Source organism: Ensifer soli, from assembly GCF_041928815.1.
GTDB lineage: Bacteria > Pseudomonadota > Alphaproteobacteria > Rhizobiales > Rhizobiaceae > JBHFEI01.
Map to the genome: position 1 here is coordinate 1 of NZ_JBHFEI010000023.1, position 22,354 is coordinate 22,354.

Sequence of the window (22,354 nt, forward strand, 5' to 3'; positions counted from 1 at the left end):
CGGCCATTACCCCTGTTCCCTGTCACATTGGCGGTACTGTTTTACTTCAAGTGTAATTTTTATTTGAATATAAATTTACCAGAAACCCCAAGATTCGCATCAACATCACGTATAAATTAAATATAAAATCCAATCGCCAGATTATTTGCGCCCGCTTTCTTTTCAAGAAAGCCACTGCATTATCGGCCTTCAGTGCACGCATTGAACAGCATGGCGCCATTGCTCCAATAGAGACATCACGGATACGTCCATGCCGCCGAACTTGGCTGTGCTCGCATCGCTGACACTTTGCTCGCAGCACGCTCCGAGAACGCAGTGCTTGCCTCATGCTTGTTCAAGATGCGGACAACCTGTTCGTCCGTGGAATGGGTGCGCTTCATTCTGTGGTACTTTTGATGGACCAGGGTCTTCAGCGAAATGGATTAGTTGAACGGGACAAGGTCACTTCAGTGTACCTCTAAGCACCAGTTCCGCCGGGACCAACCTTATTGGCGTAGCCGATGATCCATTGATACGGGACATGAGGACATCGACAGCCTCCTGGACCATGCGCCGCCTCGGCTGACGCAACGTCGTCAGGTTGAAGGCGCCCCACGCCGCCATCGGTATATCGTCGAAGCCGACGACGGAGATTTGCCCTGGCACGGAGACGCCGGCGGCCCGCAAGGTATCGAGCGCGCCGAAGGCAAGCACGTCGGAGGCGCAGAACAGGCAGTCGGGCAGTTCGGGCCAGCTCAGGAGTTCGGTCGCAGCCTTCGCTCCGACATCATAGCTGTGCTCGTCGCCGAGAACGACCGGCGCAGCGCCACCCCGCTCCGCCAGACGATCGAAAAAGCCCTTCTTGCGATCGAGGTTCGAATTTGCATCCGGGCTGCCAGAGATGAAGGCGGGCCTTCGGAAACCTCGGTCCATGAAGAGATTGGCGACCATCCGTCCCGCATCCACATTGTCACAGGTGATGGCCGAAACAGGAATACCGTGGATAAACCGGTTGAACAGGACGACGGGTACATCGGACTTGGCGCATCGTTCGGCGATCTCGGAGCCGAGATAGGATGAGGTGACGATAATGCCGCGGACCTTGTAGGCCAGAACCTCCTCGATCGCCGCGTCGGCGTCCTTTGCTCCGTTGAGATGCTTGAGCATGACGCGGAAACCGCGTTCCTCAAGGGCGATCAGCAGGGCCTCAAGCACCTCGGGATAGAACGGATTGGTGATCTCCCCCATCACAACGCCGATCAGATTCGACTGCTGGCTGATCACCCTCAAGAGGGCATTCGGTCGGTAGCCGAGCGCATCGGCCGCCCGCAGCACCTTGTCTCGCGTGGCGTCCGACACGCTCTGCCCAGAAAAAGTACGAGACACCGCCGACTGGGACACGCCCGCATGGTGTGCGACGTCAATGGATGAGGGCTGTTGTCTTTTCTTCATCTCAAACCATGACTGCACCGCCGCTGACGTTGAGTGTTTCGCCAGTCGTTTCGCTCGCATCGTCAGAGCAGAGGAACAGAATGGCCCTGGCGATGGCGTCAGGCGATTGAAACCGCTTCATCGGGATGCGGTCAAGCCAATCTTTCTTCACCGCGTCGCCGTCATGATCGAATCCCCTGTCAATGCGCCAGTTGATCTCGTGCTCGATCATGTTGGTGTAGACCGTGCCCGGCGAGACCGCGTTTACCCTGACCTTTGGTGCGAGTTCCATCGCCAGCGCTCTGGTCAGGCCGATAATACCCATCTTTGAGGCGCTGTAATGCGCCGTGAAACGCTGGGCGCGCTGCGCTGCCTGCGAGGCGATGTTGACGACGGAGCTGCCCTCCGCCATCAGCGGAAACGCATGTTTGACGCACAGCCACGGCCCCCTAAGATTGACGGCGAGAACCCGGTCCCATTCCTCGACGCTGAGATCGACCGCGAGATTCAAGGTACAGATCCCGGCATTGTTGACGAGAAAACCGACTGACCCGAATGTCACCGCTACTTTTTCCATCAGAGCCTTAACGGATTCCTCCGAGGAAACGTCGGCACCAATGCCGATCAGCCGTTCACCGGAAACGCCGAGCGCGGTGACCGCAGCGTTGGCGGTTTCGTCATCCCGGTCGACAAGGACGACTCGTGCATTCCGGGAAAGGAAGGCCTCAACCGTGGCGAGACCAATATTGCGTGCGCCGCCGGTGACAACGGCAACCCTGTCGTTGAAATCCATCCCGTTTCCTCCGGTTTCCTGTAATTGGGCTGGGCCCTTGTTCTAGCGGTATTGGCCAGCGCGAAAGCAGACGCGCTTTGGCGGAAATGCTCTAGTCGTAGGCGCCCATCACCGTCTGATCGAAATCGACGATCGAGCCGGTCATCAGCGCGCTTTCGGAACTGGCGAGAAAGCAGATCGCCCGTGCGACTTCTTCCGGCCGGAGAAGCCGGCCGAAGGGGCGGGTCCGCCCGATTTCCTCTTGCCAGTCGTCTCCAAGCCCGTGGGCTACGCGCTGCGTCTTCTCCTCGCCCGGCGTGGCCGTCCAGCCCATGTTCAGGCCGTTGACGCGGATCCGGTCGTGCCGCAGCGCGTGGGCGAGGTTCTTCGTCAGACCGACGAGCGCGGATTTCGAGGCGACGTATGCTGCGATGAAAGGCGCGCCACCATGAGCGGCGATGGAAATGACATTGACCACGGCGCTACCGTCGCCTTTCCGGAGATAGGGCAGCGCGCGCTGGATCAGGAAGAACGGTGCCCGTGTGTTGACGGCAAACAGCCGCTCATAGGTCGCGGGATCGGTATCCTCGATCGTGCCCCTGTCGGTAATACCGGCGACATTGGCAAGCACGTCGATACGCCCCAGACGTTCGCCGACGGTATCGGCGACCCGGAAGCAGTCCTCGACGGCCGCGAGATCGGCCTGCACATAGAGGGCCTCCGTGCCCAGTTCACGGATCTTCTGCGCCGTTCGTTCGCCGGCTTCCGATTGCCGTCCGCAGATGGCGACAAGCTTTGCGCCACCAGACGCCATCATCAGGGCGGTCGCCTCACCGACCCCTTGCGTGCCGCCGGTGACCAGGCAGACCTTGTTCCTGAAATGCGCAGCCTCGATCATGTCCTGGCCCTCATTGGTTCCGATGTCATCTGGAGCGCCGGCGCAGGTGATCGACGAAGACCACCACGACGATCAGCAGGGCGGTGATGATCCGCTGCCAGAATGGATTGACGTTTAGAAGGTTCGCGCCCTGATTGATCGTCGACAGCAGGAGCGAGCCCAGCGTCGGGCCGATGATGCTGCCGACCGCGCCGAAAAGGCTGGTGCCGCCGATGACGGACGAGGCGATCGCCTGCAATTCCCAGCCGTCGCCCGTTGTCGCGATGCCGAGGCCGAGTCGGCTGGTGACGAGGATCCCCGCCAGTGCGGCGCAGGTGCTGGAGATCATGTAGACGACGAAGATCGTCTGGCGCGCATCGATGCCGGAGAGCCGCGCGGCTTCGGCATTCGAACCGACGGCGAAGATATATTTCCCGATCCGCGCCTTGTGCAGGAGCACGTAGGCGGGAATAGCGACGACGACGACCATCCAGAACAGCGTCGGCAGGCCGAGAAAAAAGCTGCGCGAAAACGCATTGAACGCCGGCGGCAGGCCGGAGACGTTGAGGCCGTTGGTCATCAGCAGGCCGAGACCGCGCCAGCCCGTTAGCCCCGCCAGCGTCACGATGAACGAGGGAAGCTTCATGTAGGAGACGCCAAAGGCATGGATGGCGCCGATCAGCGCGCCCGCCAGCAGCGTCAGGAGGCATGCCAGCCACACCGGCACGCCCGCCACCATCAGCGAGGCGACAATGACGCTGGTCAGGCCGACAACGGCGCCTACCGAGAGATCAATCCCGGCGGTGATGATGACAAAGGTCTGGCCGATGGCGATGATCGCCAGCAGCGAGAACTGCCGCATCAGGTTGGTGATGTTGTTCTCGGTGAAGAAGCTGTCCGTTGTCACGGACAGGATCGCCCAGATGACGACGAGGAGGAAAAAGAGGGTCAGGTTCAGGAGGACGCCAAATCGCACCTTCTTCTTGCGGGCCGGCGCGACCTTGTTTTCGGCAATTGCGGACATGATCTTCCCTCTTGTTCTATTCACCGAGTGCTGCCGCGAGCACGACATCGTGCGCGACCTCGCGCGGCCGGTCGAAGACGCGCCGGGTTTTTCCGCGATACATGACGATCAGCCGGTCGCTGAGGTCGTAGACCTCCGGCAGATAGGACGAGATCAGGATGACGCCTGCGCCCTTCTTCAGCAGTCCGGCGAGAAGCAGGTAGATCTGCCGCTTCGTCTTGACGTCGACGCCAACGGTCGGTTCGTCGAAAATGAAAACCTCAGCCCCGTGGTTCATCCAGCGGCCGATGACCACCTTCTGCTGATTGCCACCTGAGAGATTGCCGACCTCGATGGTCGGGTCCGGCGGATGAATGTCGAGCAATGCGACCATGCGATCCGCCGTCGCGCGCATGAGAACGTTGCTGACCAGCCACCGCCGGGTCAGCCGTCTGAACGCGTTGAGGCCGAGGTTGAATTCGACAGTCTGGTTGAGGCAGAGACCCTGGATCTTTCGGCTTTCGGGGATCAGCGCCATACCGCGCCTGATGGCGTGCGCGACGTTTTTCGGAGCGTATTCCCGGCCTTGCAGCGTCATTGTGCCGGTTGATGCGGCATGACGGCCGAAGACGGTCTGGACGAATTCGCTGCGGCCCGCACCGATCAGTCCGAAGAGGCCGACGACCTCGCCGCGATGAACGGTCAGGTTCATGTCCTCGAAGCCGGCGCCGCTGAGGTTCCTGACCTCGAGCAGCACATCGCCGCGATCGATCGCCTCCTTGTAGTGGACGTCGCCGAGATCGCGGTTGACCATGTCGCGGATGAGCTGCTCCTGGTTCGTCTCCGTGATCCACCGTGTCGAGATCAGCCTGCCATCGCGAAGGACACAGGCACGGTCACAGAGTTCGAAAATCTCCTCCATCCGGTGGCTGATGTAGAGAACGGCGACGCCCGTATCTCTGAGACTGCGGATGAGGCTGAACAGCCGCTCCGTTTCCTGCCGGGTGAGATACGCGGTCGGCTCGTCGAAGATGATCAGCCGGCTTGCCCGGATCTTTGCCCGCGCCGCCGCCACGAGTTGCTGGCGGCCGATCGACAGGGAACCGAGTTCGACCGAGGCGTCTATGTCGAATCCGAGCTCATCCAGAAGCGCCTGTGACTGCGCCTGCATCCACGGCTTGTCGAGGACGCCGCGTCCCGTCTTCTCGATGCCGAGATAGATGTTCTCGGCAACGGTCAGATGCGGGCACAGGACCACTTCCTGATGAACCGCGTTGAGGCCAAGCGCCTGTGCCTTCGCCGGTGTCGGCAAGGTGACGACATGGCCCTCGACATGGATGTCGCCGGTGGTCGGAACATGGGCGCCCGTCAGGATCTTGATCAGCGTGCTCTTGCCTGCGCCGTTCTCGCCGACGATCGCCAGAACTTCACCGGGAAAGATCTCGAGCGTGATGCCCTCCAGGGCAACGGTACCGGGAAAGGATTTCCCGATACCTTCGAGCCGCACAAGCGGCTGATGCCGTGCTGCGCTTGGGGAAGATTCAACACGGGTCATCGCGTCGTTTCCGGCTTATTTCTGGAGGCAGGAGAAGTCGGGATGCAGCAGCGCCTTGGCGTCTTCCGAATCGACATTCTCGGGTGTGATCACCGTCACGCCCGTGTCGACCTTGGCGGCAACCTCTTCGCCCTTCAGGCTTTTCAGCGCGTTGGCAATGCCGTCATAGCCCATCTTGTAGGGATTCTGGACGACGAGCGCCTGGGCGATGCCGTCGCGCAGGTTCTGTTCGAGCGTGTCGCTGCTGTCGAACGTCACCAGGACGGGATTTCCCTTCCGGCCGGCCTCGGAAATGGCCTGTGCCGAGCCGATGCCGGTGAACAGCGCATCCGCATAGATGCCGTCAAGCTCGGGGAAGGCCGATAGCACGTCGTTCGCCTGGTTGAGCGCCGTCGTCGTCTGGAAATCGCCGACGCGCGTGGTGACGACCTCGATCTCCGGCGACGCCGACAGGCCCTCCTTGAAACCGGCGATGCGCTCGTCGAGCGTGTTGATGCCGGGACCATAGGAGATGATCGCGACCTTGCCCTTCGCTGAGCCGTTCTTCTTCGTAATCGCGTCGACCATTGCCTTTCCGGCAAGCACGCCGCCGGCCTTGTTGTCGGTCGCGATGATCGATTTGAACGCCGTCGAGTTGGCAGAGGAGTCGATCAGGAAGACGGGAACCTTTGCGCCTGCTTCGTCAACGGCCGCGCCCAGCCCCTCGGATGAGGAGGGCGCAAGGACGATGGCCTGCGATCCTGTGCTGACGGCGTTCTCGAGGATCGAGATCTGTCCGGCGATGTCGGCCTCAGTGGTCGGCCCGGTGACGTTGACCGTCGCGTTCAGTTCCTTGCCGGCATTGCAGGCACCGGCCATCACGGTCTGCCAGTAGGGGCTGGTCGTGTCCTTGACGACGACGGAAATGGTCTCGGCCTGTGTCTGGGTTGCACCCAGGCAGCCGAGCGCGACCGATGCGAGGGCAAGATAGGTATATGCTTTCATGTCATCCTCCTCCAATGTCCCTAAGGACCTTTTCGGCCTTGCCCTCCCGGCAAGGTCGCATTCGTCATGTCGCCGCGCGTGACCGGGCGACCGGCATGATGTTGACAATCGACTGCTCGGTTGCGGAAAGCGCACAGGCATCGGCGAGCTGCAAAGCCGCGATGCCATCGATCGCGGTCGTGATCGGCTGGCGCTTTTCCTCGATGGCCGACAGGAACTCCGAAAGCTGCGCGACATAGGCGCCGGCATAGCGTTCGGGAAAGTGATCCGGCAGCGCATCAGACTTCAGTCCGTCCGGCAGGATCAGCCGCGTCTGGGTCACAGGCACATTGTCCATGCTGACGGACGCCGCAGATCCCATCACTTCGATGCGCTGGTCGAATCCTCCGTTCGACCGCCGGCTGTTCTGCAGGACGACGCTGAAGCCCCTGTCGTCCCAGAGTGTCGCCGTCGCCGTGTCGTAGTCGCCTTCCGCCTCGGTGCCGGGGTCGAATAAGTTGAAGCCGCGCGCGAAGACGCGGGTGAACTCGCGGCCTGTCAGCCAGCGGCAGAGATCAAGATCATGGATCATCATGTCGCGGAACAACCCGCCCGAACGCGCGACATAGGCCGCCGGCGGCGGACCTGGATCGCGGGCCATGACGCGCATGAACTCGACGTCGCCGATCCGCCCGGCATCGACATGCTCGCGGATCCGTCGCGTGCTGGCATCGAAGCGGCGGTGGAAGCCGGTCATGAACGTCACCGGAAACTGTTCCAGCAACGACACGACGGACATGACCCGCGCATAATCCAGGTCGATCGGCTTCTCGCAGAAGATCGCCTTGCCGCTGCGCGCCGCGCGCTCGATGAACGATACATGCGTGTCGGTCGGCGAGCAGATGAAGACGGCGTCGATCCGGGGATCGTCGAACACGGCGTCGGCATCGTCAACGGCAACGGCACCGTGACGGTGCGCCAGAACCTCGGCAGCGGCGGCATGGGTATCGTATACGCTGCCGATCCGCGCCCTGCCGCACACGGCAATGTTGCGGGCATGCAGATGACCGATCCGGCCCGCGCCCATCAAAGCGATCTTGATCACACATTCCTCCCCATCAGCGAAGCATCAGTCAACATGATTTTGCATATTATGTAAATTCACTTCCAAGCATCAGAAGCGGATAATGGACGGATATTCGAGTGAAAGTTTTTCATAAGGCAAGAACGACGGAGAAAATGCTTGTTTCACGCTCAAAGGCGGGATCTTCGCGGTCTATTTATGCATAATATGCATAGTGGCGATAATCGCAATGAAGCGTCCGCGACAAGAAAAAGCGCGATGGTGCATCGGTGCCAGGGGATGGGCCTGCGGCAGCGGAGAGGGCTGCGGCAAGCGATCAAGCCGCGTCGCCTCGGAGGCTGCGCTCAGGCGGCAGACGTGCAAGCGACCGGCGCGGCCCGGAGACGCTCCGTCCGGCGCGCCTTCGACGGCAGGCTTGCGGCTACGCCGACGCCGCGTCATGGACGGCCTGCATGAGGCGGGCCGCGCCGTTCAGCAGGAAGACCTGATCGGATTCGAGCAGATAAAGACTGACGCCGAGCGCCGTCCATTTCGGGATTTCGCCGAGGTCGGGAACGAACATACCGACGGCCTTGCCGAAGCGGGACGCGGCCTTGCAGATGCGCACGGATGCGTCGATCACCTCGGGCGCGATCGCCGATGGCGCGCCGAGTGCGACGGCAAGGTCCGCGCGCCCGATGAAAAAGCAGTCGATTTCGTCGATCACCATCAATTCATCGAGCACAGAGAGTGCCTCCGCGTCCTCGATCTGCGCGACGATGGTCGTCAGCCGGTTTGAGGCGGCGATATGATCGGCCATCTTGACCCTGGTGAAATCGGCCGCCCGCGTCGAGCCGGCAAACCCCCGCCCTCCCGGCGCATAAAGGCAGGACGAGACGAGCGTCCGTGTCCGCCCGACATCGTGGACATGCGGGATGACGATCCCCGTCGCCCCGAGATCGAGCGCGTTGAGGATCTCCGCCGGCTCCGGTGCCTGGACGCGGATCAGGAGGGGCATGTCCCGCGATCGCGCCGCGAGCGTCGCGCCGTCGAGAGCCAGGCGATCGAAGGGGGCGTGCTCGGCGTCGAGGCACAGCACATCGAGCACCGATCCGCCGAGCACCTCCGTGACGATCCGCGACGGCGTCTTGATCCATGTGCCGACCGTCAGTTCCCGCGCGCGCATGCGTTGCTTGAATGCCATCGTTCGCTGCATGATCATCTCCCCGCCAGACGCGCGCGCAGCGCTTCCGGATTGATCACTGTCTCGGGGATGTCTCCGCCGAGCACGGCAAGGACCGATGACGTTGCCGAACGCGTCATCCGCGCGACGGATTCGCGGCTGATGCCGCCGATATGGGCCGATGTCAAAAGGTTCGGCACATCGGCAAGCGCGTCTGCGCCGGGTGGCTCGACCTCGAAGACATCGAGCGCCGCGCCGGCCAGATGGCCCGAACGCAGGGCGGAAAACAGGGCAGGCTGGTCCACCAGTCCGCCGCGGGCCGCGTTGACAACATAGGACCCTTGCCGCATCTGCGCGAAACGGGCGGCGTTCATCAGCCCGCGCGTTTCGGGCAGAAGCGGCGCGTGCAGCGAGACGACGTCGGACATTTCGATCAGCGCGTCCAGCGTTGCGCAGCGCGTGGCGCCCGCCACATGCTCGACCATGCCGTCGAAATAGACGACGCGCGTGCCGAAGCCGACGAGCCGGCGGATCACGGCCTGGCCGATCGCGCCGGCGCCGACGAGCCCGACCGTCTTTTGGTAGAGCTCGGTCGGCGTCGCCGCGCCGACCCTGTCCCAGCGACCTGCCTTGACGGCCTGATCCTGCGTCACGACCCGCCGGAGGAGGGCGAGGATCATCGCTAGCGTCTGGTCGGCCACCGTCTCGGCGTTCATTCCGGGCGTGATTGAAATGCCGACGCCGAATTCGCGTGCCGCATCGTGGTCGATCGAATCCGTTCCGACGCCGACGCGGGCGATCAGCTTCAGGTCCCGGTTGGCCGACAGAACCTCGCGCGTGAACGGATCGGTGGAGACGATCGCGGCGTCGCAGCCGCCGATAAAACCGGACAACTCCTCGGGCGAGCGATGGCCGGTCTTTGCCTGAAGCACCAGCTCATGCCCGGCGGCGACCAGTCTCGCACCGGTTTCGGGATCAAGCGGACTGTAGCCGGGCCAGCTTACAAAAATGCGTCCCATGATCGCCTCACATGGACCAGAGTGCAGCGATCGGGAAGGGCGCGCCAGCCTCGGTCACCCGCGCATCGCTCACCGTAGACAATGGGGCGGCCTTCCCTCGCATTGCCGCCAGCTTGGAACGTGTCATATTTTTCTCCGATGATTGCTGTCTTGCGTTCACATTGGCGAAAAAGCGTCGTCAAAACGCGTCTGTCTCGGGGATCGCAACCCAGCGCCCCTCATCCGCCGACTGGTAGGCGCCGGCGATGACGCGATTGACGTGCAACGCCTGCTGGAAGTTGGGGGTGGCGTCGAGCGCATTGCGCATGACGGCCTCGATGGCCCGGCGCGCGGTCACGACGAAGGCCTCGCCATAGCCGAGGCCCTGGCCCTGCGCATACCAGAAGGGGTCTGCTTCCGGATGGATGCCGCCGAGCATGATGCGGCGAAAACCGCCGGTTCGCTGGGGATCGGCGCCGCTGAAGAAATGCAGCTCATTGTTGCGCTCCCAGCTGAAAGCCAGCGAGCCTTTTGTGCCGGTCACTGAAAAACTGAGGTCCGACTTGTGTCCGGTTGCGGCCCAGGATGCGTGAATCGCGCCGAGCGCCCCGTTTGAAAACTCCACGAGCGCGGTTGTGAGGTCGTCGACCGTGACCGGCTGCCCGTCCGGCGTGCCAACGGGACGCCTTTCGTGGAGACGTCGCGAGCGCGCTGCAATCGAGCCGACCGGCCCCATCAGCGCGCAGGCGATATCGGTGACATGCGACCCGATATCCCCGAACGCGCCGCCGCCGGCGATCTCCTTGTCGAACCGCCAGGAGAAGGGGAGGTCGGGATCGGCGGCATAGTCCTGAAAGAACCGTCCCTCGAAGTGCAGCAGCTCGCCCAGCTCGCCGTCGCGGATCAACTGCCGCGCCAGTTCGACGCCAGGCCAGGTACGGTAGGAAAAGTTGACGATATTGACCTTGCCGGATGTCTGCGCGGCGTCCGCCATCCTTTGCGCCGCAGCGACGGTGTTCGCCAGCGGCTTTTCGCAAAAGACATGCTTGCCGTGGTTGAACGCGTCGATAGCGATCTCCGCATGGCTGTCATTCGGCGTGATGACGATGACAATGTCGATGTCATCGGCGCGGGTCACGTCCTTCCAGTCGCCGGAATGGTTCCGCCAGCCCCAGCGCTCCGCCCCCTCTTTCGCCGCCTCGGGCACGATATCGGCCATGCGCACCATCTCGATGCGCGGCAGCTTTTGCCAGAGATAGGCGCCGATATTGCGCAGTGCCAGGCTGTGCAACTTCGCCATATAACCGGATCCGACGATGCCGAACCGTATGCGCTCCATGTGTTCCTCTCCCCCGAACCTTGATGTCTCAGCGAATGCTTCGGCCGCCATCGACCGGAATGGACAGCCCCGTCATGAAGGATGCATCCTCGCTGGCGAGGAAGGCGATCACGCTTGCAACCTCTTCGGGCTGGCCGATGCGGCCGATCGGATGCTTGGCGACCACGGCTGCTTCCAGCGCCTCGCTGTCCGGCGTCGATTCGAGCCAGCCCGTGACCATGCGTGTGCGGATGGCGGCTGGGCAGACGGCGTTGACGCGAATATTGTCACGGGCGAGATCCAGCGCCATCGACGAGGTGAAGGAGGTGACGCCGCTTTTCGAAGCGCTGTAGGCGGCCATGTTCTCCGTGCCGCGGATGCCGGTGATCGAGCCGACATTGACGATCGCGCCGCCGCCTGACCGGCGGATGGCCGGCACCGCTGCCCTGCAACCGAGAAAGATGCTGGTCAGGTTGGTGTCGATGAGCCGGCGCCACTGATCGAGGCTTGTCTCCTCGACGAGACCGCTCTCGCGCACGCCGGCATTGTTGACGAGCACGTCGAGACGCCCGGCCTCACGGACAATATCCGCGATGGCGCCGTTCCAGTCCGTCTCGTCGGTCACGTCCAGATGGACGGACCGGACGTCCTCGATGTCCAGCTGCCCGCGGCGATGGGCGGCAAAGACCGTGCCGCCTTCGTCCCGTATGCGCCTGATCGTCTCGAGGCCGATGCCCGTCGACGCGCCTGTGACAAGAACAACCTTCCCGGCAAATCTCTGCATAGCGTTCTCTCGTCCAGACACTCACTTTCGAGTATCTAACTACCAATTTTAAAATGATGATTTTTGGCTATATCGGAAAAATTTAAAAATGCATAGCTTTGCAATTCTATTTATGTGAAAAAAGCGCCGAGACGCGCAAGGGAGGAAACCATGTCGAACATGATGAGGTCGAAGACGATCAGGCTGACGGCTGCACAGGCGGCCATCATCTACCTGCAGAAGCAGTTCTCGGTGATGGACAGACAAAGGGAACGGCTGATCGGCGGGATCTTCGGGATTTTCGGCCATGGCAATGTCGCTTCGATCAGCCAGGCGATCGAGGAATATGGCCATGATCTGCCCTACTACCAGCCGAAGAACGAGCAGGCGATGGTGCACGCCGCCATGGGATATGCGAAGGCAAGGAACCGCCGCGCGACCCTTGCATGCACGGCATCGATCGGCCCAGGCTCGACCAACATGGTGACGGGTGCCGCGACTGCGACCGTCAACAGGATCCCGGTGCTCCTGTTCGCCTCCGACACCTTTGCCCATCGCCGCACCGGCAATGTCTTGCAGCAGCTCGAGCATCCGGTCGAGGGCGATCTCTCGGTCAATGACTGCTTCCGGCCGATCAGCCGGTTCTTCGACCGGATCTCGCGCCCTGAGCAGCTGTTGACGGCGCTGCCGGAAGCCATGCGGGTCCTGACCGATCCGGCTGATACCGGCGCGGTCACCATTTCATTCCCGCAGGATGTCGAAGGCGAGGCTTATGACTATCCCGCAACGTTCTTCAGCGAGCGCAACTGGATCATCCGCCGCCGTGAACCTTCTCCCGACGATATCGATGAGGCCGTCACCCTGCTTGCCCAGGCTCGCGCGCCCCTCATCATCGCCGGTGGCGGCGTGCGCTATTCTGCCGCCGAACATACTCTTCGCGATTTCGCCGATGCATTCGGTATTCCCGTTGCGGAAACCCATGCCGGCAAGGGCGTCAGCCTCGAAGGTCCCTATTGCCTTGGAGGCATGGGCGTGACGGGCACGGGGGCGGCGGGACGGATCGCGGAAGCCGCCGACGTGGTCGTCGCCATCGGGACCCGCTTGCAGGATTTCCAGACAGGATCGCGCTCCGCTTTCCACAATCCCGAGGCGCGCTTCATCGCCATCAACACCAGCAGTTATGATGCCCACAAGCTTCGCGGCGTGCCCGTGGTCGGCGATGCGCGGCTGGCGCTGGAGCGGATCCGTATGGGCCTTGAAGCCCGACATTACGCGACACCGGCCAGTTATCGCGATGAGATCAAGGCGCGCAGTCAGGAGTGGAAAGAGGCCTATCGCACCGATATCGCTGTTGCGCCCGGCGCGCCGCTCAATCAAGGCACGATTGTGCGCATCGTCAACGAGGCCACCGGTGCCGGCGATATCGTCATCGCCGCCGCGGGCACACCGCCCGGCGAGATCCACAAGGGCTGGGACGCTTCCAACGGATCGAAAACCTTCCTCGAGTTCGGCTTTTCAACCATGGGTCACGAAATTCCCGCAGCCATCGGCGCGCGGCTTGCCCTTCCGGGAAACAGCGAGATTTTTGCCGTCATCGGCGACGGCACCTATCTGATGGCGCCGACCGAAATCGTCACGGCGGTGCAGGAGAGTGCACGGATCACCATCGTGGTCATCGAAAACTACGGATACCAGTGCATCCGTGATCTGCAGGAAAACACGACGGGGATCGACAATCTCGGCAATGAGTTCCGTAGCCGTGACAATGATGCGCTGAAGCCGAACGGCGCCTATCTCGAGGTCGACTATGCCGCCAATGCGAGATCCATGGGTGCAACGGTCTTTTCGGCGGCAAGCGAGGCCGAACTGAAGGAAGCGCTTGCCGGCGCGCGGCGCACCGGTGGCCCGAGTGTGATCGTCGTCAAGGCGGAAAAGCGCGGCCGCTCAATCGGATCGGGCGTGTGGTGGGATGTCGGAACAGCCGAAGTCTCCGGCACGGACACGGTCGGCGCGGCCGTGGCAAAATTCCGCTCCGGGGTGCGCCATCAGCGCTTTCTCGGTTGAGGCAGGCGCGATGAGAATGGAACCGCAACTGTTGCTCGCCGCCCAGACGGAACTCGGGGAATGCCCTGTCTGGGATGCCGACCGCAACACTTTGTTTTTCATGGATATCATCGGCCAAACGCTGCATGCCTATGACTGGGCGTCCGGCAAGGACCGCGTGATGCCGCTTCCGGCGCTCGGGGGCGCGCTGGCGCTTTCAAGGGATGGCCGGCTGATTGCCGGTCTCCAGACCGGGATCCATACAATCGATCCATTGTCGGGCGCGGTCACGTTCCTCGTGGATCCCGAGCCCGACAAGCCGGACCATCGGCTGAACGAGGGCAAATGCGATCCGCAGGGGCGCTTCTGGGTCGGCTCGATCTCCATCCTCGGCCGTTTTCCGACGGGTTGTCTCTACCGGTTGGAGAAAGACGGCCGGGTGACACAGGTCCTCGACAGGATCAGCGTTCCCAATACGCTGGCCTGGCAACCGGATGGCCAGCACATGCTGTTTGCAGACAGCGTTACAAAGCAGGTCTGGCGGTTTCGCTATGACGCCGAGACGGGAGCGATCGGCGAGCGCAAGGTTTTCATCGATACTAGTGATTACAAGGGGATGCCTGATGGTATCGCCGTCGATGCGGACGGCGGAGTGTGGATCGCCGAGTTCGGCGGCGGCGCCGTCCACCACTATTCGGCGCAAGGGAAGCTGGAAGGCACGGTGCGCGTGCCGGCGAGCCAGGTGACGTCCTGCGTCTTTGCCGGACCGGATCTCGATCGGCTGGTGATCATCACCACCAAGCGCCTTCTCGACGATCGCGCCCGGCAGGAGCAGCCCCATTCCGGCGATCTCTTCATCATCGAGCCGGGGATCAGCGGACTTCCGCCGCATCTTTACGGATAGGAAGCGCTGCCGGGCGGCCATCACCGCCCGGTGCCATATGCAGGATCGGCGTAACGGATCACACGAGACCCGTTAGAAGCCTGCGGACTTCAGGAATTCAAGGCTCTTGCGGGCGTCGCCGAGCGGGTCGATCGAGATCAGCGGGTCGATATCCTGTTCGATATTGGCCGCACCCTTGTAGCCATGCCGTTGCAAGGCACCGGCCAGCCCTTGCCAGTCGACGATGCCCGAACCCAGGGGGCAAAAAATCTTCTGTTCGATCGCAGCCAGAAACGGGATGTTTTCGGCCAGAACCTGCTGATGGACGTCGCGATCGATGTCCTTGAAATGGAAATAAACAACACGGTCGGCATGACGCTCGTAGAAGGCGACGGGGTCAATCCCGGCATAGCTCATATGCCCGGTGTCGGCACAGATCCCCACCCGTTCGGGATCGAGCCGTGCCAGCACCGCTTCGATCTCGTCCTCATATTCGATGTAGCAGCCGGCGTGCTGGTGGATCACCGGCTTCACGCCTTTGGCGAGGGCTATGTCGGCGATGCGATCGATCAACCCGATCATATGCTCGAAACGCGGCGCGTCGAGCTTCGCTGCAAGATCCCTACGGCCGGCCGTCGCCATTCTTTCCTCGGAAATATGGTCGATCGTCACCAGATAGCGCCCGCCGACCGCCGCCAGAAGGTCGACCGTACGCTGTGCATTGTCGAGGACGGCCTCGGTCCTGGACGGGTCATGCAGGATCTGGAAAACAAAGCCGGCTTCGACCGACAGCGACCGGCTGGCAAATTCTTTTGAGAGAACATCGGCATCGGTCGGATAGAAGCCATAGGGGCCGAGTTCGGTGTGGCGGTAGCCGGCTTGGGCGATCTCGTCCATCACCTTTTGCCATGGCGGGTTCTTCGGATCCTCAGCATAATCCACGCCCCAGGATACCGGGGCGTTTGCCAGTTTCACATCCATAGAAAGTCTCCCTCAGGGCCGGCGTCAATCACAACCGGCGTCCCGTCAAGGATTAATGTCATTTGCATAGCAATGCAATATCGTGACGCGCAAATGCATACGGACTAGGATTTTCCGCGACCTATGCTAGGGTCCTTTCGATACCGAGGAAAATGACGACCCGATCGGGCCGGACGGAACCTGACATTTGAAAAAGACGACCCCCAGCGACCCGAACAGTACTGTGATGCGGAAGAAATACGCCTCCTCCATGGACGTCGCGCGGCTGGCGGGCGTCTCGCAATCGGCCGTGTCCCGAGCCTATACCGAAGGGGCGAGCGTTTCCGCCAAGACCCGCGAAAAGGTGATGAAAGCCGCCGATGAACTCGGCTATGGTCCGAGCGTGATCCCCCGCATCATGCTGACCCATCGATCCTCGCTGATCGCCATTGTCAGCGGCGGCCTCTACAACCCGTTCTATGCCGGCGTCGTCGAGACGCTGGCTCAGGCTATCCAGAAGTCTGGCAGCAATGTGATGTTCTTCGTCGTCAATCACGGCGAATATATCGATGAAATCGTCCCGGATATCCTGGGTTACCGGGTCGACGGCATTATCTCGGCGCTGTCGATCGTGTCGCCGGAGGCGGCGGAGCGCTGCGCCAAGATGCACACGCCGGTGGTGCTGTTCAACAATAAGCTGTCGAATGACTGGGTTGCCTCCATCTGCAGCGACAATGTCGAAGGTGGCCGACAGATTGCCGCGCTGTTCCTCAAACGCGGCGGCCGGCGTTTCGCCTATATCGGCGGCAAGAAGGGCAATCTTGCCAGCGAGGATCGGTTTGCCGGCTATCTCAGCGGATTGATGCGCGAAGGCGTTGGCGACGTTGCCGTCGCCTATGGCGATTTTCGCCATGACGAAGGCTTCAAGGCGGCAAAAACACTGTTTGCCGCGAAAAGGCCGCCCGATGCCATCTTCTGCGCCAACGACCTCATGGCGCTTGGCGCGATGGAGGCAGCGAAAGCGGCCGGGTTGCGCATCCCGGAGGATGTCATGATCGCCGGTTTTGACGATATTCCCGCCGCAGCATGGCCAAGTTTCGACCTGACAACCGTCCGGCAGGATGGCGATGCAATGGTTCGCCGGGCAATGAATCTTCTGTCGAAAATGATCGATGGCGAGCAACTGGCGGGCAATTCCCTGCATCTGATTGCCGCACCTCTCGTCGAACGTGGCTCGACCATGCGCGGATCCTCGGACGCCACGCCGCTGACCGGCGATCAATAGGCGCAGCCCTTCACCCTGCTACGCAAGGATGTGCGTCGACAGGTCCTTGATCCTCTTCAGGAATCGGGTCAACGCCAATGCATAAACCTGTCTGCTCGTGCTATTTCCCGACGGATTGACCTCTCGGCTCTTGCATCCTTTGATTTTTTGCATAGCATTGCAAAAACAAGGTGGCTGAGAGTGGTATATTCGATGCGTATCGAACGGCACTGCTGAATGTCTCGGGGCATTCGGACGGCAGGGGCGCAAATGCCGGCAGGCCGCAAAGGCGGCTCGAAATTCAGATGAGCGACAAGGGCTTCGGAATGAATGAGATGACGGCCGGATCGACGCCACGCGACGAGCGCCTGCAGGAGACGTCCTGGGTCACGCGGCTGATGAAGCGCCCGGAGCTCGGCGCTCTCTCGGGGCTGGTGTTCGTCACCGTGTTTTTCGCCTTTACGGCCGATCCGGTCATGTTCAGTCTTTCCGGCATTCTCAATTTCCTCAGCCCGGCATCACAGGTCGGAATTCTCGCCATCGGCGCCGGTCTCCTGATGGTTGGCGGCGAGTTCGATCTCTCGGTGGGATCGATGGTCGCCTTTGCCGGTCTGGTGTTCGGCGCGGCGGTCACCGTGCTCGGCATGCCGCTGATCGCGGCGGTTTTCCTCACCTTCCTGACGGCGATCGCGATCGGCGCAGCCAATTCCCAGATCGTGCTCAGAACCGGCCTGCCGAGCTTCATCGTCACGTTGGCGCTGCTCTTTATCCTGCGCGGGCTGGCGCTGGTCGGCGTCAAATGGGCAACCGGCGGCTCAACGCAGCTGCGCGGCATTGCCGAACGTGTCGCCGGCGATCCTCTTCTGCCTCTCCTCTCGGGAGACGCTTTTTCCAGCGTCTTCCAATGGCTTGCCGATCACAATGTGATTGCGACGTTTCCCAATGGCACGCCGATGGCCAGCGGAATTCCCATCGAGCTTCTCTGGTTTCTGGCACTCACGGCTGTCGCGACCTGGGTGCTGCTGCGGACCCGGTTCGGCAACTGGATCTTTGCCTCAGGCGGAGACGCTGCGGCAGCGACGAATTCCGGCGTGCCCGTGCGGCGCGTGAAGACCTATCTTTTCATCATCACCGCCTGCTGCGCGGCGCTTGTCGCGATCATCACCGTACTCGATGCCGGCTCGACCGATCCCCGGCGCGGTTTCCAGAAAGAGTTCGAGGCCATCATCGCGGCCGTGATCGGCGGATGCTTGCTGACTGGAGGCTATGGCTCGGCGATCGGCGCATTTCTTGGCTCCGTCATCTTCGGCATGGTCATGATCGGCCTCACCTACACTCGGATCGATCAGGACTGGTATCAGGTTTTTCTAGGAGGAATGCTGCTGATCGCGGTGCTGTTCAACAATGCCATCCGTCGCCGGGTCACGGGCGAACGATAGGATATCCGACATGACCACACCCATCGTCCGCATGGAGTCGATCGAGAAACACTTCGGCAATATCATCGCGCTCGCAGGCGTCTCCTTCGATATCCTGCCGGGAGAATGCCACTGCCTGCTCGGCGACAATGGCGCGGGCAAGTCGACCTTCATCAAGATCATGTCCGGCGTTCAGAAGCCGACAGGCGGTCAGATGCTGGTCCAAGGCCAGCCGGTTTCCTTCCGCAATCCCCGTGAAGCGATGAGCGCGGGAATTGCCACGGTCTATCAGGATCTTGCCATGATCACGCTGATGAGTGTGACGCGCAATTTCTGGATGGGCCGCGAGCCGACCAAGGGCTGGGGGGCGTTCCGGCGGTTCGATATCAAGACGGCGGAACGGATCACGATCGAAGCGATGCGGTCGATGGGCATCAATCTGCGCGAGGCCGATCAGGCGGTCGGCACCCTCTCGGGCGGCGAGCGTCAGGCCATCGCCATTGCGCGCGCCGTGCATTTCGGCGCCAAGGTGCTGATCCTCGACGAGCCGACATCGGCGTTGGGCGTCCGCCAGACGGCAAGCGTGCTGGCGACGATCGACAAGGTGCGCAAGCGCGGCGTCGGCGTGGTCTTCATCACCCACAATGTGCGCCATGCAATGGCGGTCGGTGATCGCTTCACCGTGCTGAACCGCGGAAAGACCCATGGTACGGCAAGACGCGGCGAGATCAGCGCCGAGGATCTCCAGAACCTCATGGCCGGCGGGCAGGAGCTGGCATCCCTGGAATCCTCGCTTGCCGGAACAGTCTGACGATCTTGCAACGCTCTCCATCGTGCCGGCGATACCGGGAGCAGCCTGCCTCCAGTGCTGTGGAACTGAATTCTCTGCTCTGGAGGCGTGACATCAGCGCGTTATGTTCGGAAGCGGACCGGCATATTGCTGTTGTGTGAAAAACTTTCAATAAGGCATATTTTGCATAGCAATGCATTTACTGACATTCTTTCCGTGTTGCCGCGGGGTTTCTGCTCCGCACGTCACATCGGGAGGATGGAATGAGAAAGGTCATAACAAAAATCGCCCTTGCGGCGGGTCTGTTGCTGGCGCCGGCACTGGCTGCGGCAGACGAGACGAGGGTGATCATGGTAAGCCACGGTCAGGCGGCTGATGCGTTCCATGGCATCGTCAAGAACGGGTTCTTCCAGGCGGGCAAGGATCTCGGCATCAGCGTCGACTACCGCGCGCCCGAATCCTTCGACATGGTCGCGATGGGTCAGCTGATCGATGCTGCCGTCAATCAGCGCCCTGACGGCATCGTCGTCACCCTTCCGGACCCGGATGCGCTCGGCCCGTCCGTCAGGCGCGCAGTGGAATCCGGCATTCCCGTGATCGCGGTGAATTCGGGGCAGGATGCCTACAAGGCGCTCGGCGCGCTCGCCTTCGTCGGGCAGGACGAGGCACTCGCCGCCAGAACGGCCGGCGAACGGCTCAAGGAAGCGGGCGGCAAGAAGGCCATCTGCATCAATGTCGAGCCGGGCAATGTGACGATCGACATTCGCTGCAACAGTTTCACCGAAGGGTTTGGCGGCCCGGTGAGCGTTCTTCAGACATCGATGGACCCCGCGGATATCGAAGCCAAGGTGCGCGCAGCGCTTCAGGCCGATCCCGAGGTCGACACGGTGCTCTCGACCGCCGCGATGGTCGCCGGCGAGCCGGCATTGAAGGCGCTGAAGGCGACCGGCCAGCTCGGTAAGGTTTTTCTCGGTTCCTTCGATCTGTCTCCGGCCATGCTTGAAGCGGTCCGGGACGGCAATGCGCTGTTCTGCATCGACCAGCAGCAATATATGTATGGCTATTTGCCGGTGGCTATTCTTCAGCTCTACAAGCATTCGAAGATTCTGCCCGCCAATGATGTACTGACGGGGCCGCGTTTTGTGACCAGAGAGATGGCCGCCGAGGTGATCGACCTCTCGGCAAAAGGCATCCGCTGACATAGACTTGGCAAGCAAGGCCGGCGCGGCACGTCTGCGCCGGCCTTCTTGAGTGAGAGGAGACGAGAATGGCTGTTCGATGGGGGCTCTGGGGAGCGACGACAATTGCACAGGAATGGGTCATCGGCGCGATCCGCGCCGCAGGTGGAGAAGTAGTCTCGCTGTGCGGACGGGATCGGGCGCGGGCGGAGGCTTATGCCGCGCACAACACGATCGATCAGGTTTTCACCGACCCCGCCGTTTTTCTTGGGTCCGGGATCGATGCCGTCTATATTTCCACCATCAATTCCTTTCACCATGAGCAGGTGCTGGCTTCGGCTGCTGCCGGGAAGCACATTCTCTGCGAAAAGCCGCTGGCACTGACGCTCGATGCGGGCCGCGAGATGATCGAGGCCTGCCGGGCCGCGTCGGTCGTCTTCGCCGTCAACCACCACCTGCGCAATGCCGCGCCGCATGTTGCGATGAAGCGGATGCTGCTTGAGGGTCGCATCGGCGACATCGTCTCCCTGTCGATCACCCATGCCGGCTATCTGCCGCATCACCTGCAGGGTTGGCGGATCAACGACATGACTGCCGGCTCGGGCGTCGTGCTGGATCTCACCGTTCACGACGCTGACCTGCTCACCTTCTTGCTCGATTCGGAGCCGGAGAGTGTTTTCGCCATCGGCAGCAACAGCGGCATGGCCGTTGCGGGGATCGAGGACAGCGTCAACGGCACCATCCGCTTCCGGAACGGCGTGACCGCCGCATTCTTCGATGCCTTTACCACACCCTACGCCGAGCACCGGCTCGAAGTGCAGGGGACGAGGGGATCGCTGATGGCGACCGGAAGTCTGCGGCAGGCCCCCGGGGGCCGACTGGCTGTTCGCGATGCTGACGGTGCGCAGGAGGTAGCGCTGAATCTCACCGATCTCTACCAGCCGAACATCCGCGCTTTCCAGAATGCCATTCATGGGCATGGTGCGCCGATCGCCACAGGCGAAGACGGATTGCGGTCGCTGGCGGTTGCACTGGCGGCGAAACGCTCGATGGAAACGGGAGCCATGGTTCCCGTCTCTCGCTGAGCGTCCTGCGCCGGGATCAGTCGGCGGTCCAGCCGCCGTCGACCATCAGCGCCGTGCCTGTGACCATCGCGGCGGCGTCCGATGCGAGGTAGGTCACGGCCGCCATGATGTCCTCGACGCGGCCGATGCGGCCGAGTTTGATCTTTTCGGTGATCCACCGGGTCCGCTCGGGGTTGGAAAAGGTCTGCTCGGTCAGCGCGGTCTTGATGAAAGTCGGGCAAATGGTGTTCACCCGAATCCCGTGTGGCCCCCATTCGATGGCCATCGATTTGGTGAAGCCTTCGACCGCATGCTTGGTCGCGCTGTAGACGGCGCGATCGATGCCGCCCACATGCGCCATCTGCGAGGAGATCGTGATGATCGATCCCGGTTTCCTCGCCGCGATCAGACCTTTGGCAACGGCCTGGGCGAGGAAATAGGATCCCTTGACATTGAGGGAGAACGCCACATCGAAATCCTCGGGCGTCGTTTCCAGCGCAGGTCCGTGGCGGGCGATGCCCGCGCTGTTGACGGCGATATCGAAGGGCCCATGGATCGCCACCGTCTCCGCAACGCCGCTGATGTCGGACATGTCGAGGGGCAGCGCTTTTGCCGTCAGCCCGGTTTCGACAATGGCGCTCACCGCCTTCTCCAGCCGGGAGGAAGGCCGCGCAGCGAGGGTGACGCTTGCGCCCGCTTCCGCCAGCGCCATTGCCGCCCCGAGCCCAATGCCGGACGATGCGCCGACGACCAGCGCCAACCTTCCCTCCAGTCTGAAGGACGGCGTCCGGGGGAGCGACAGGCTCATGCGACTGATCTTTCCATGCCGAAGGGAAGCAGGCCCGCCTC

20 protein-coding genes are annotated in these 22,354 nt (G+C 62.0%); 7 read left to right on the plus strand and 13 right to left on the minus strand.

The window, feature by feature from the left end; translation table 11 throughout:
* Positions 1-441: 441 nt before the first annotated feature.
* The 11 genes from ACEVQ6_RS21745 to ACEVQ6_RS21795 form a co-directional block, all read right to left on the minus strand.
* Complete coding sequence (locus ACEVQ6_RS21745; RefSeq protein WP_374891144.1) at positions 442-1,491, minus strand: LacI family DNA-binding transcriptional regulator; 1,050 nt, start codon at positions 1,489-1,491, stop codon at positions 442-444.
* Positions 1,433-2,203: an SDR family NAD(P)-dependent oxidoreductase gene (locus tag ACEVQ6_RS21750; protein WP_374891145.1), complete on the minus strand. Its 771-nt coding sequence runs from the start codon at positions 2,201-2,203 to the stop codon at positions 1,433-1,435. The genes ACEVQ6_RS21745 and ACEVQ6_RS21750 overlap by 59 nt, the downstream gene beginning before the upstream one ends.
* 91 nt (positions 2,204-2,294) lie before the next feature.
* Positions 2,295-3,080 carry an SDR family oxidoreductase gene (locus tag ACEVQ6_RS21755; protein WP_374891146.1) on the minus strand — a complete coding sequence of 262 codons (786 nt, stop codon included), beginning with the start codon at positions 3,078-3,080 and terminating at the stop codon, positions 2,295-2,297.
* 25 nt (positions 3,081-3,105) lie between these two features.
* Positions 3,106-4,083 (minus strand): ABC transporter permease, encoded by a 978-nt coding sequence (locus ACEVQ6_RS21760; protein WP_374891147.1) that lies wholly within the window; start codon positions 4,081-4,083, stop codon positions 3,106-3,108.
* A gap of 16 nt (positions 4,084-4,099) precedes the next feature.
* Positions 4,100-5,617: a sugar ABC transporter ATP-binding protein gene (locus tag ACEVQ6_RS21765; protein WP_374891148.1), complete on the minus strand. Its 1,518-nt coding sequence runs from the start codon at positions 5,615-5,617 to the stop codon at positions 4,100-4,102.
* Between the two features lie 15 nt (positions 5,618-5,632).
* Complete coding sequence (locus ACEVQ6_RS21770; protein WP_374891149.1) at positions 5,633-6,601, minus strand: ABC transporter substrate-binding protein; 969 nt, start codon at positions 6,599-6,601, stop codon at positions 5,633-5,635.
* Between the two features lie 64 nt (positions 6,602-6,665).
* Positions 6,666-7,667: a Gfo/Idh/MocA family protein gene (locus tag ACEVQ6_RS21775; protein ID WP_374891173.1), complete on the minus strand. Its 1,002-nt coding sequence runs from the start codon at positions 7,665-7,667 to the stop codon at positions 6,666-6,668.
* 418 nt (positions 7,668-8,085) lie between these two features.
* The gene (locus ACEVQ6_RS21780; RefSeq protein WP_374891150.1) at positions 8,086-8,859 is read right to left on the minus strand and encodes an HpcH/HpaI aldolase family protein; all 774 of its coding nucleotides are present in this window, start codon (positions 8,857-8,859) and stop codon (positions 8,086-8,088) included.
* Between the two features lie 2 nt (positions 8,860-8,861).
* On the minus strand, positions 8,862-9,845 hold the full coding sequence (locus ACEVQ6_RS21785) for a phosphoglycerate dehydrogenase (RefSeq protein WP_374891151.1): 984 nt from the start codon (positions 9,843-9,845) through the stop codon (positions 8,862-8,864).
* 178 nt (positions 9,846-10,023) lie between these two features.
* Positions 10,024-11,163 (minus strand): Gfo/Idh/MocA family protein, encoded by a 1,140-nt coding sequence (locus ACEVQ6_RS21790; protein ID WP_374891152.1) that lies wholly within the window; start codon positions 11,161-11,163, stop codon positions 10,024-10,026.
* Between the two features lie 28 nt (positions 11,164-11,191).
* A complete protein-coding gene (locus tag ACEVQ6_RS21795) occupies positions 11,192-11,926 on the minus strand; it encodes an SDR family NAD(P)-dependent oxidoreductase (protein ID WP_374891153.1) in 735 nt (244 codons plus the stop codon).
* A 162-nt stretch (positions 11,927-12,088) separates the two neighbouring features.
* On the opposite strand from ACEVQ6_RS21795, the gene iolD reads away from it, so the two are divergent.
* On the plus strand, positions 12,089-13,969 hold the full coding sequence (iolD, locus tag ACEVQ6_RS21800; protein ID WP_374891174.1) for a 3D-(3,5/4)-trihydroxycyclohexane-1,2-dione acylhydrolase (decyclizing): 1,881 nt from the start codon (positions 12,089-12,091) through the stop codon (positions 13,967-13,969).
* Positions 13,970-13,985: 16 nt separating this feature from the next.
* A complete protein-coding gene (locus ACEVQ6_RS21805) occupies positions 13,986-14,852 on the plus strand; it encodes an SMP-30/gluconolactonase/LRE family protein (RefSeq protein WP_374891154.1) in 867 nt (288 codons plus the stop codon).
* Between the two features lie 72 nt (positions 14,853-14,924).
* On the opposite strand, the gene ACEVQ6_RS21810 is transcribed toward ACEVQ6_RS21805, so the two are convergent.
* Positions 14,925-15,812, minus strand: coding sequence for a TIM barrel protein (locus ACEVQ6_RS21810; protein ID WP_374891155.1), 888 nt, complete (start codon positions 15,810-15,812; stop codon positions 14,925-14,927).
* A gap of 187 nt (positions 15,813-15,999) precedes the next feature.
* Here ACEVQ6_RS21810 and ACEVQ6_RS21815 point away from each other — a divergent pair, with 187 nt between their 5' ends.
* From ACEVQ6_RS21815 to ACEVQ6_RS21835, 5 genes are all read left to right on the plus strand, one after another.
* A complete protein-coding gene (locus ACEVQ6_RS21815) occupies positions 16,000-17,076 on the plus strand; it encodes a LacI family DNA-binding transcriptional regulator (RefSeq protein WP_374891156.1) in 1,077 nt (358 codons plus the stop codon).
* 284 nt (positions 17,077-17,360) lie between these two features.
* Positions 17,361-18,494 carry an ABC transporter permease gene (locus ACEVQ6_RS21820; protein WP_374891157.1) on the plus strand — a complete coding sequence of 378 codons (1,134 nt, stop codon included), beginning with the start codon at positions 17,361-17,363 and terminating at the stop codon, positions 18,492-18,494.
* A gap of 10 nt (positions 18,495-18,504) precedes the next feature.
* On the plus strand, positions 18,505-19,284 hold the full coding sequence (locus ACEVQ6_RS21825; protein ID WP_374891175.1) for an ATP-binding cassette domain-containing protein: 780 nt from the start codon (positions 18,505-18,507) through the stop codon (positions 19,282-19,284).
* Positions 19,285-19,526: 242 nt separating this feature from the next.
* Complete coding sequence (locus tag ACEVQ6_RS21830) at positions 19,527-20,462, plus strand: sugar ABC transporter substrate-binding protein (protein ID WP_374891158.1); 936 nt, start codon at positions 19,527-19,529, stop codon at positions 20,460-20,462.
* 68 nt (positions 20,463-20,530) lie between these two features.
* On the plus strand, positions 20,531-21,526 hold the full coding sequence (locus ACEVQ6_RS21835) for a Gfo/Idh/MocA family protein (RefSeq protein ID WP_374891159.1): 996 nt from the start codon (positions 20,531-20,533) through the stop codon (positions 21,524-21,526).
* A gap of 16 nt (positions 21,527-21,542) precedes the next feature.
* On the opposite strand, the gene ACEVQ6_RS21840 is transcribed toward ACEVQ6_RS21835, so the two are convergent.
* Positions 21,543-22,307 carry an SDR family NAD(P)-dependent oxidoreductase gene (locus tag ACEVQ6_RS21840; RefSeq protein WP_374891176.1) on the minus strand — a complete coding sequence of 255 codons (765 nt, stop codon included), beginning with the start codon at positions 22,305-22,307 and terminating at the stop codon, positions 21,543-21,545.
* Positions 22,308-22,354: the final 47 nt, after the last annotated feature.

Excerpts from the sequence above, each read along its gene's own strand:
- ACEVQ6_RS21745 (WP_374891144.1), bottom strand. The coding sequence starts at position 1,491 with ATGCGAGCGAAACGACTGGCGAAACACTCAACGTCAGCGGCGGTGCAG.
- ACEVQ6_RS21750 (WP_374891145.1), bottom strand. The coding sequence starts at position 2,203 with ATGGATTTCAACGACAGGGTTGCCGTTGTCACCGGCGGCGCACGCAAT.
- ACEVQ6_RS21755 (WP_374891146.1), bottom strand. The coding sequence starts at position 3,080 with ATGATCGAGGCTGCGCATTTCAGGAACAAGGTCTGCCTGGTCACCGGC.
- ACEVQ6_RS21760 (WP_374891147.1), bottom strand. The coding sequence starts at position 4,083 with ATGTCCGCAATTGCCGAAAACAAGGTCGCGCCGGCCCGCAAGAAGAAG.
- ACEVQ6_RS21765 (WP_374891148.1), bottom strand. The coding sequence starts at position 5,617 with ATGACCCGTGTTGAATCTTCCCCAAGCGCAGCACGGCATCAGCCGCTT.
- ACEVQ6_RS21770 (WP_374891149.1), bottom strand. The coding sequence starts at position 6,601 with ATGAAAGCATATACCTATCTTGCCCTCGCATCGGTCGCGCTCGGCTGC.
- ACEVQ6_RS21775 (WP_374891173.1), bottom strand. The coding sequence starts at position 7,667 with ATGGGCGCGGGCCGGATCGGTCATCTGCATGCCCGCAACATTGCCGTG.
- ACEVQ6_RS21780 (WP_374891150.1), bottom strand. The coding sequence starts at position 8,859 with ATGCAGCGAACGATGGCATTCAAGCAACGCATGCGCGCGCGGGAACTG.
- ACEVQ6_RS21785 (WP_374891151.1), bottom strand. The coding sequence starts at position 9,845 with ATGGGACGCATTTTTGTAAGCTGGCCCGGCTACAGTCCGCTTGATCCC.
- ACEVQ6_RS21790 (WP_374891152.1), bottom strand. The coding sequence starts at position 11,163 with ATGGAGCGCATACGGTTCGGCATCGTCGGATCCGGTTATATGGCGAAG.
- ACEVQ6_RS21795 (WP_374891153.1), bottom strand. The coding sequence starts at position 11,926 with ATGCAGAGATTTGCCGGGAAGGTTGTTCTTGTCACAGGCGCGTCGACG.
- iolD (WP_374891174.1), top strand. The coding sequence starts at position 12,089 with ATGAGGTCGAAGACGATCAGGCTGACGGCTGCACAGGCGGCCATCATC.
- ACEVQ6_RS21805 (WP_374891154.1), top strand. The coding sequence starts at position 13,986 with ATGGAACCGCAACTGTTGCTCGCCGCCCAGACGGAACTCGGGGAATGC.
- ACEVQ6_RS21810 (WP_374891155.1), bottom strand. The coding sequence starts at position 15,812 with ATGGATGTGAAACTGGCAAACGCCCCGGTATCCTGGGGCGTGGATTAT.
- ACEVQ6_RS21820 (WP_374891157.1), top strand. The coding sequence starts at position 17,361 with ATGAGCGACAAGGGCTTCGGAATGAATGAGATGACGGCCGGATCGACG.
- ACEVQ6_RS21825 (WP_374891175.1), top strand. The coding sequence starts at position 18,505 with ATGACCACACCCATCGTCCGCATGGAGTCGATCGAGAAACACTTCGGC.
- ACEVQ6_RS21830 (WP_374891158.1), top strand. The coding sequence starts at position 19,527 with ATGAGAAAGGTCATAACAAAAATCGCCCTTGCGGCGGGTCTGTTGCTG.
- ACEVQ6_RS21835 (WP_374891159.1), top strand. The coding sequence starts at position 20,531 with ATGGCTGTTCGATGGGGGCTCTGGGGAGCGACGACAATTGCACAGGAA.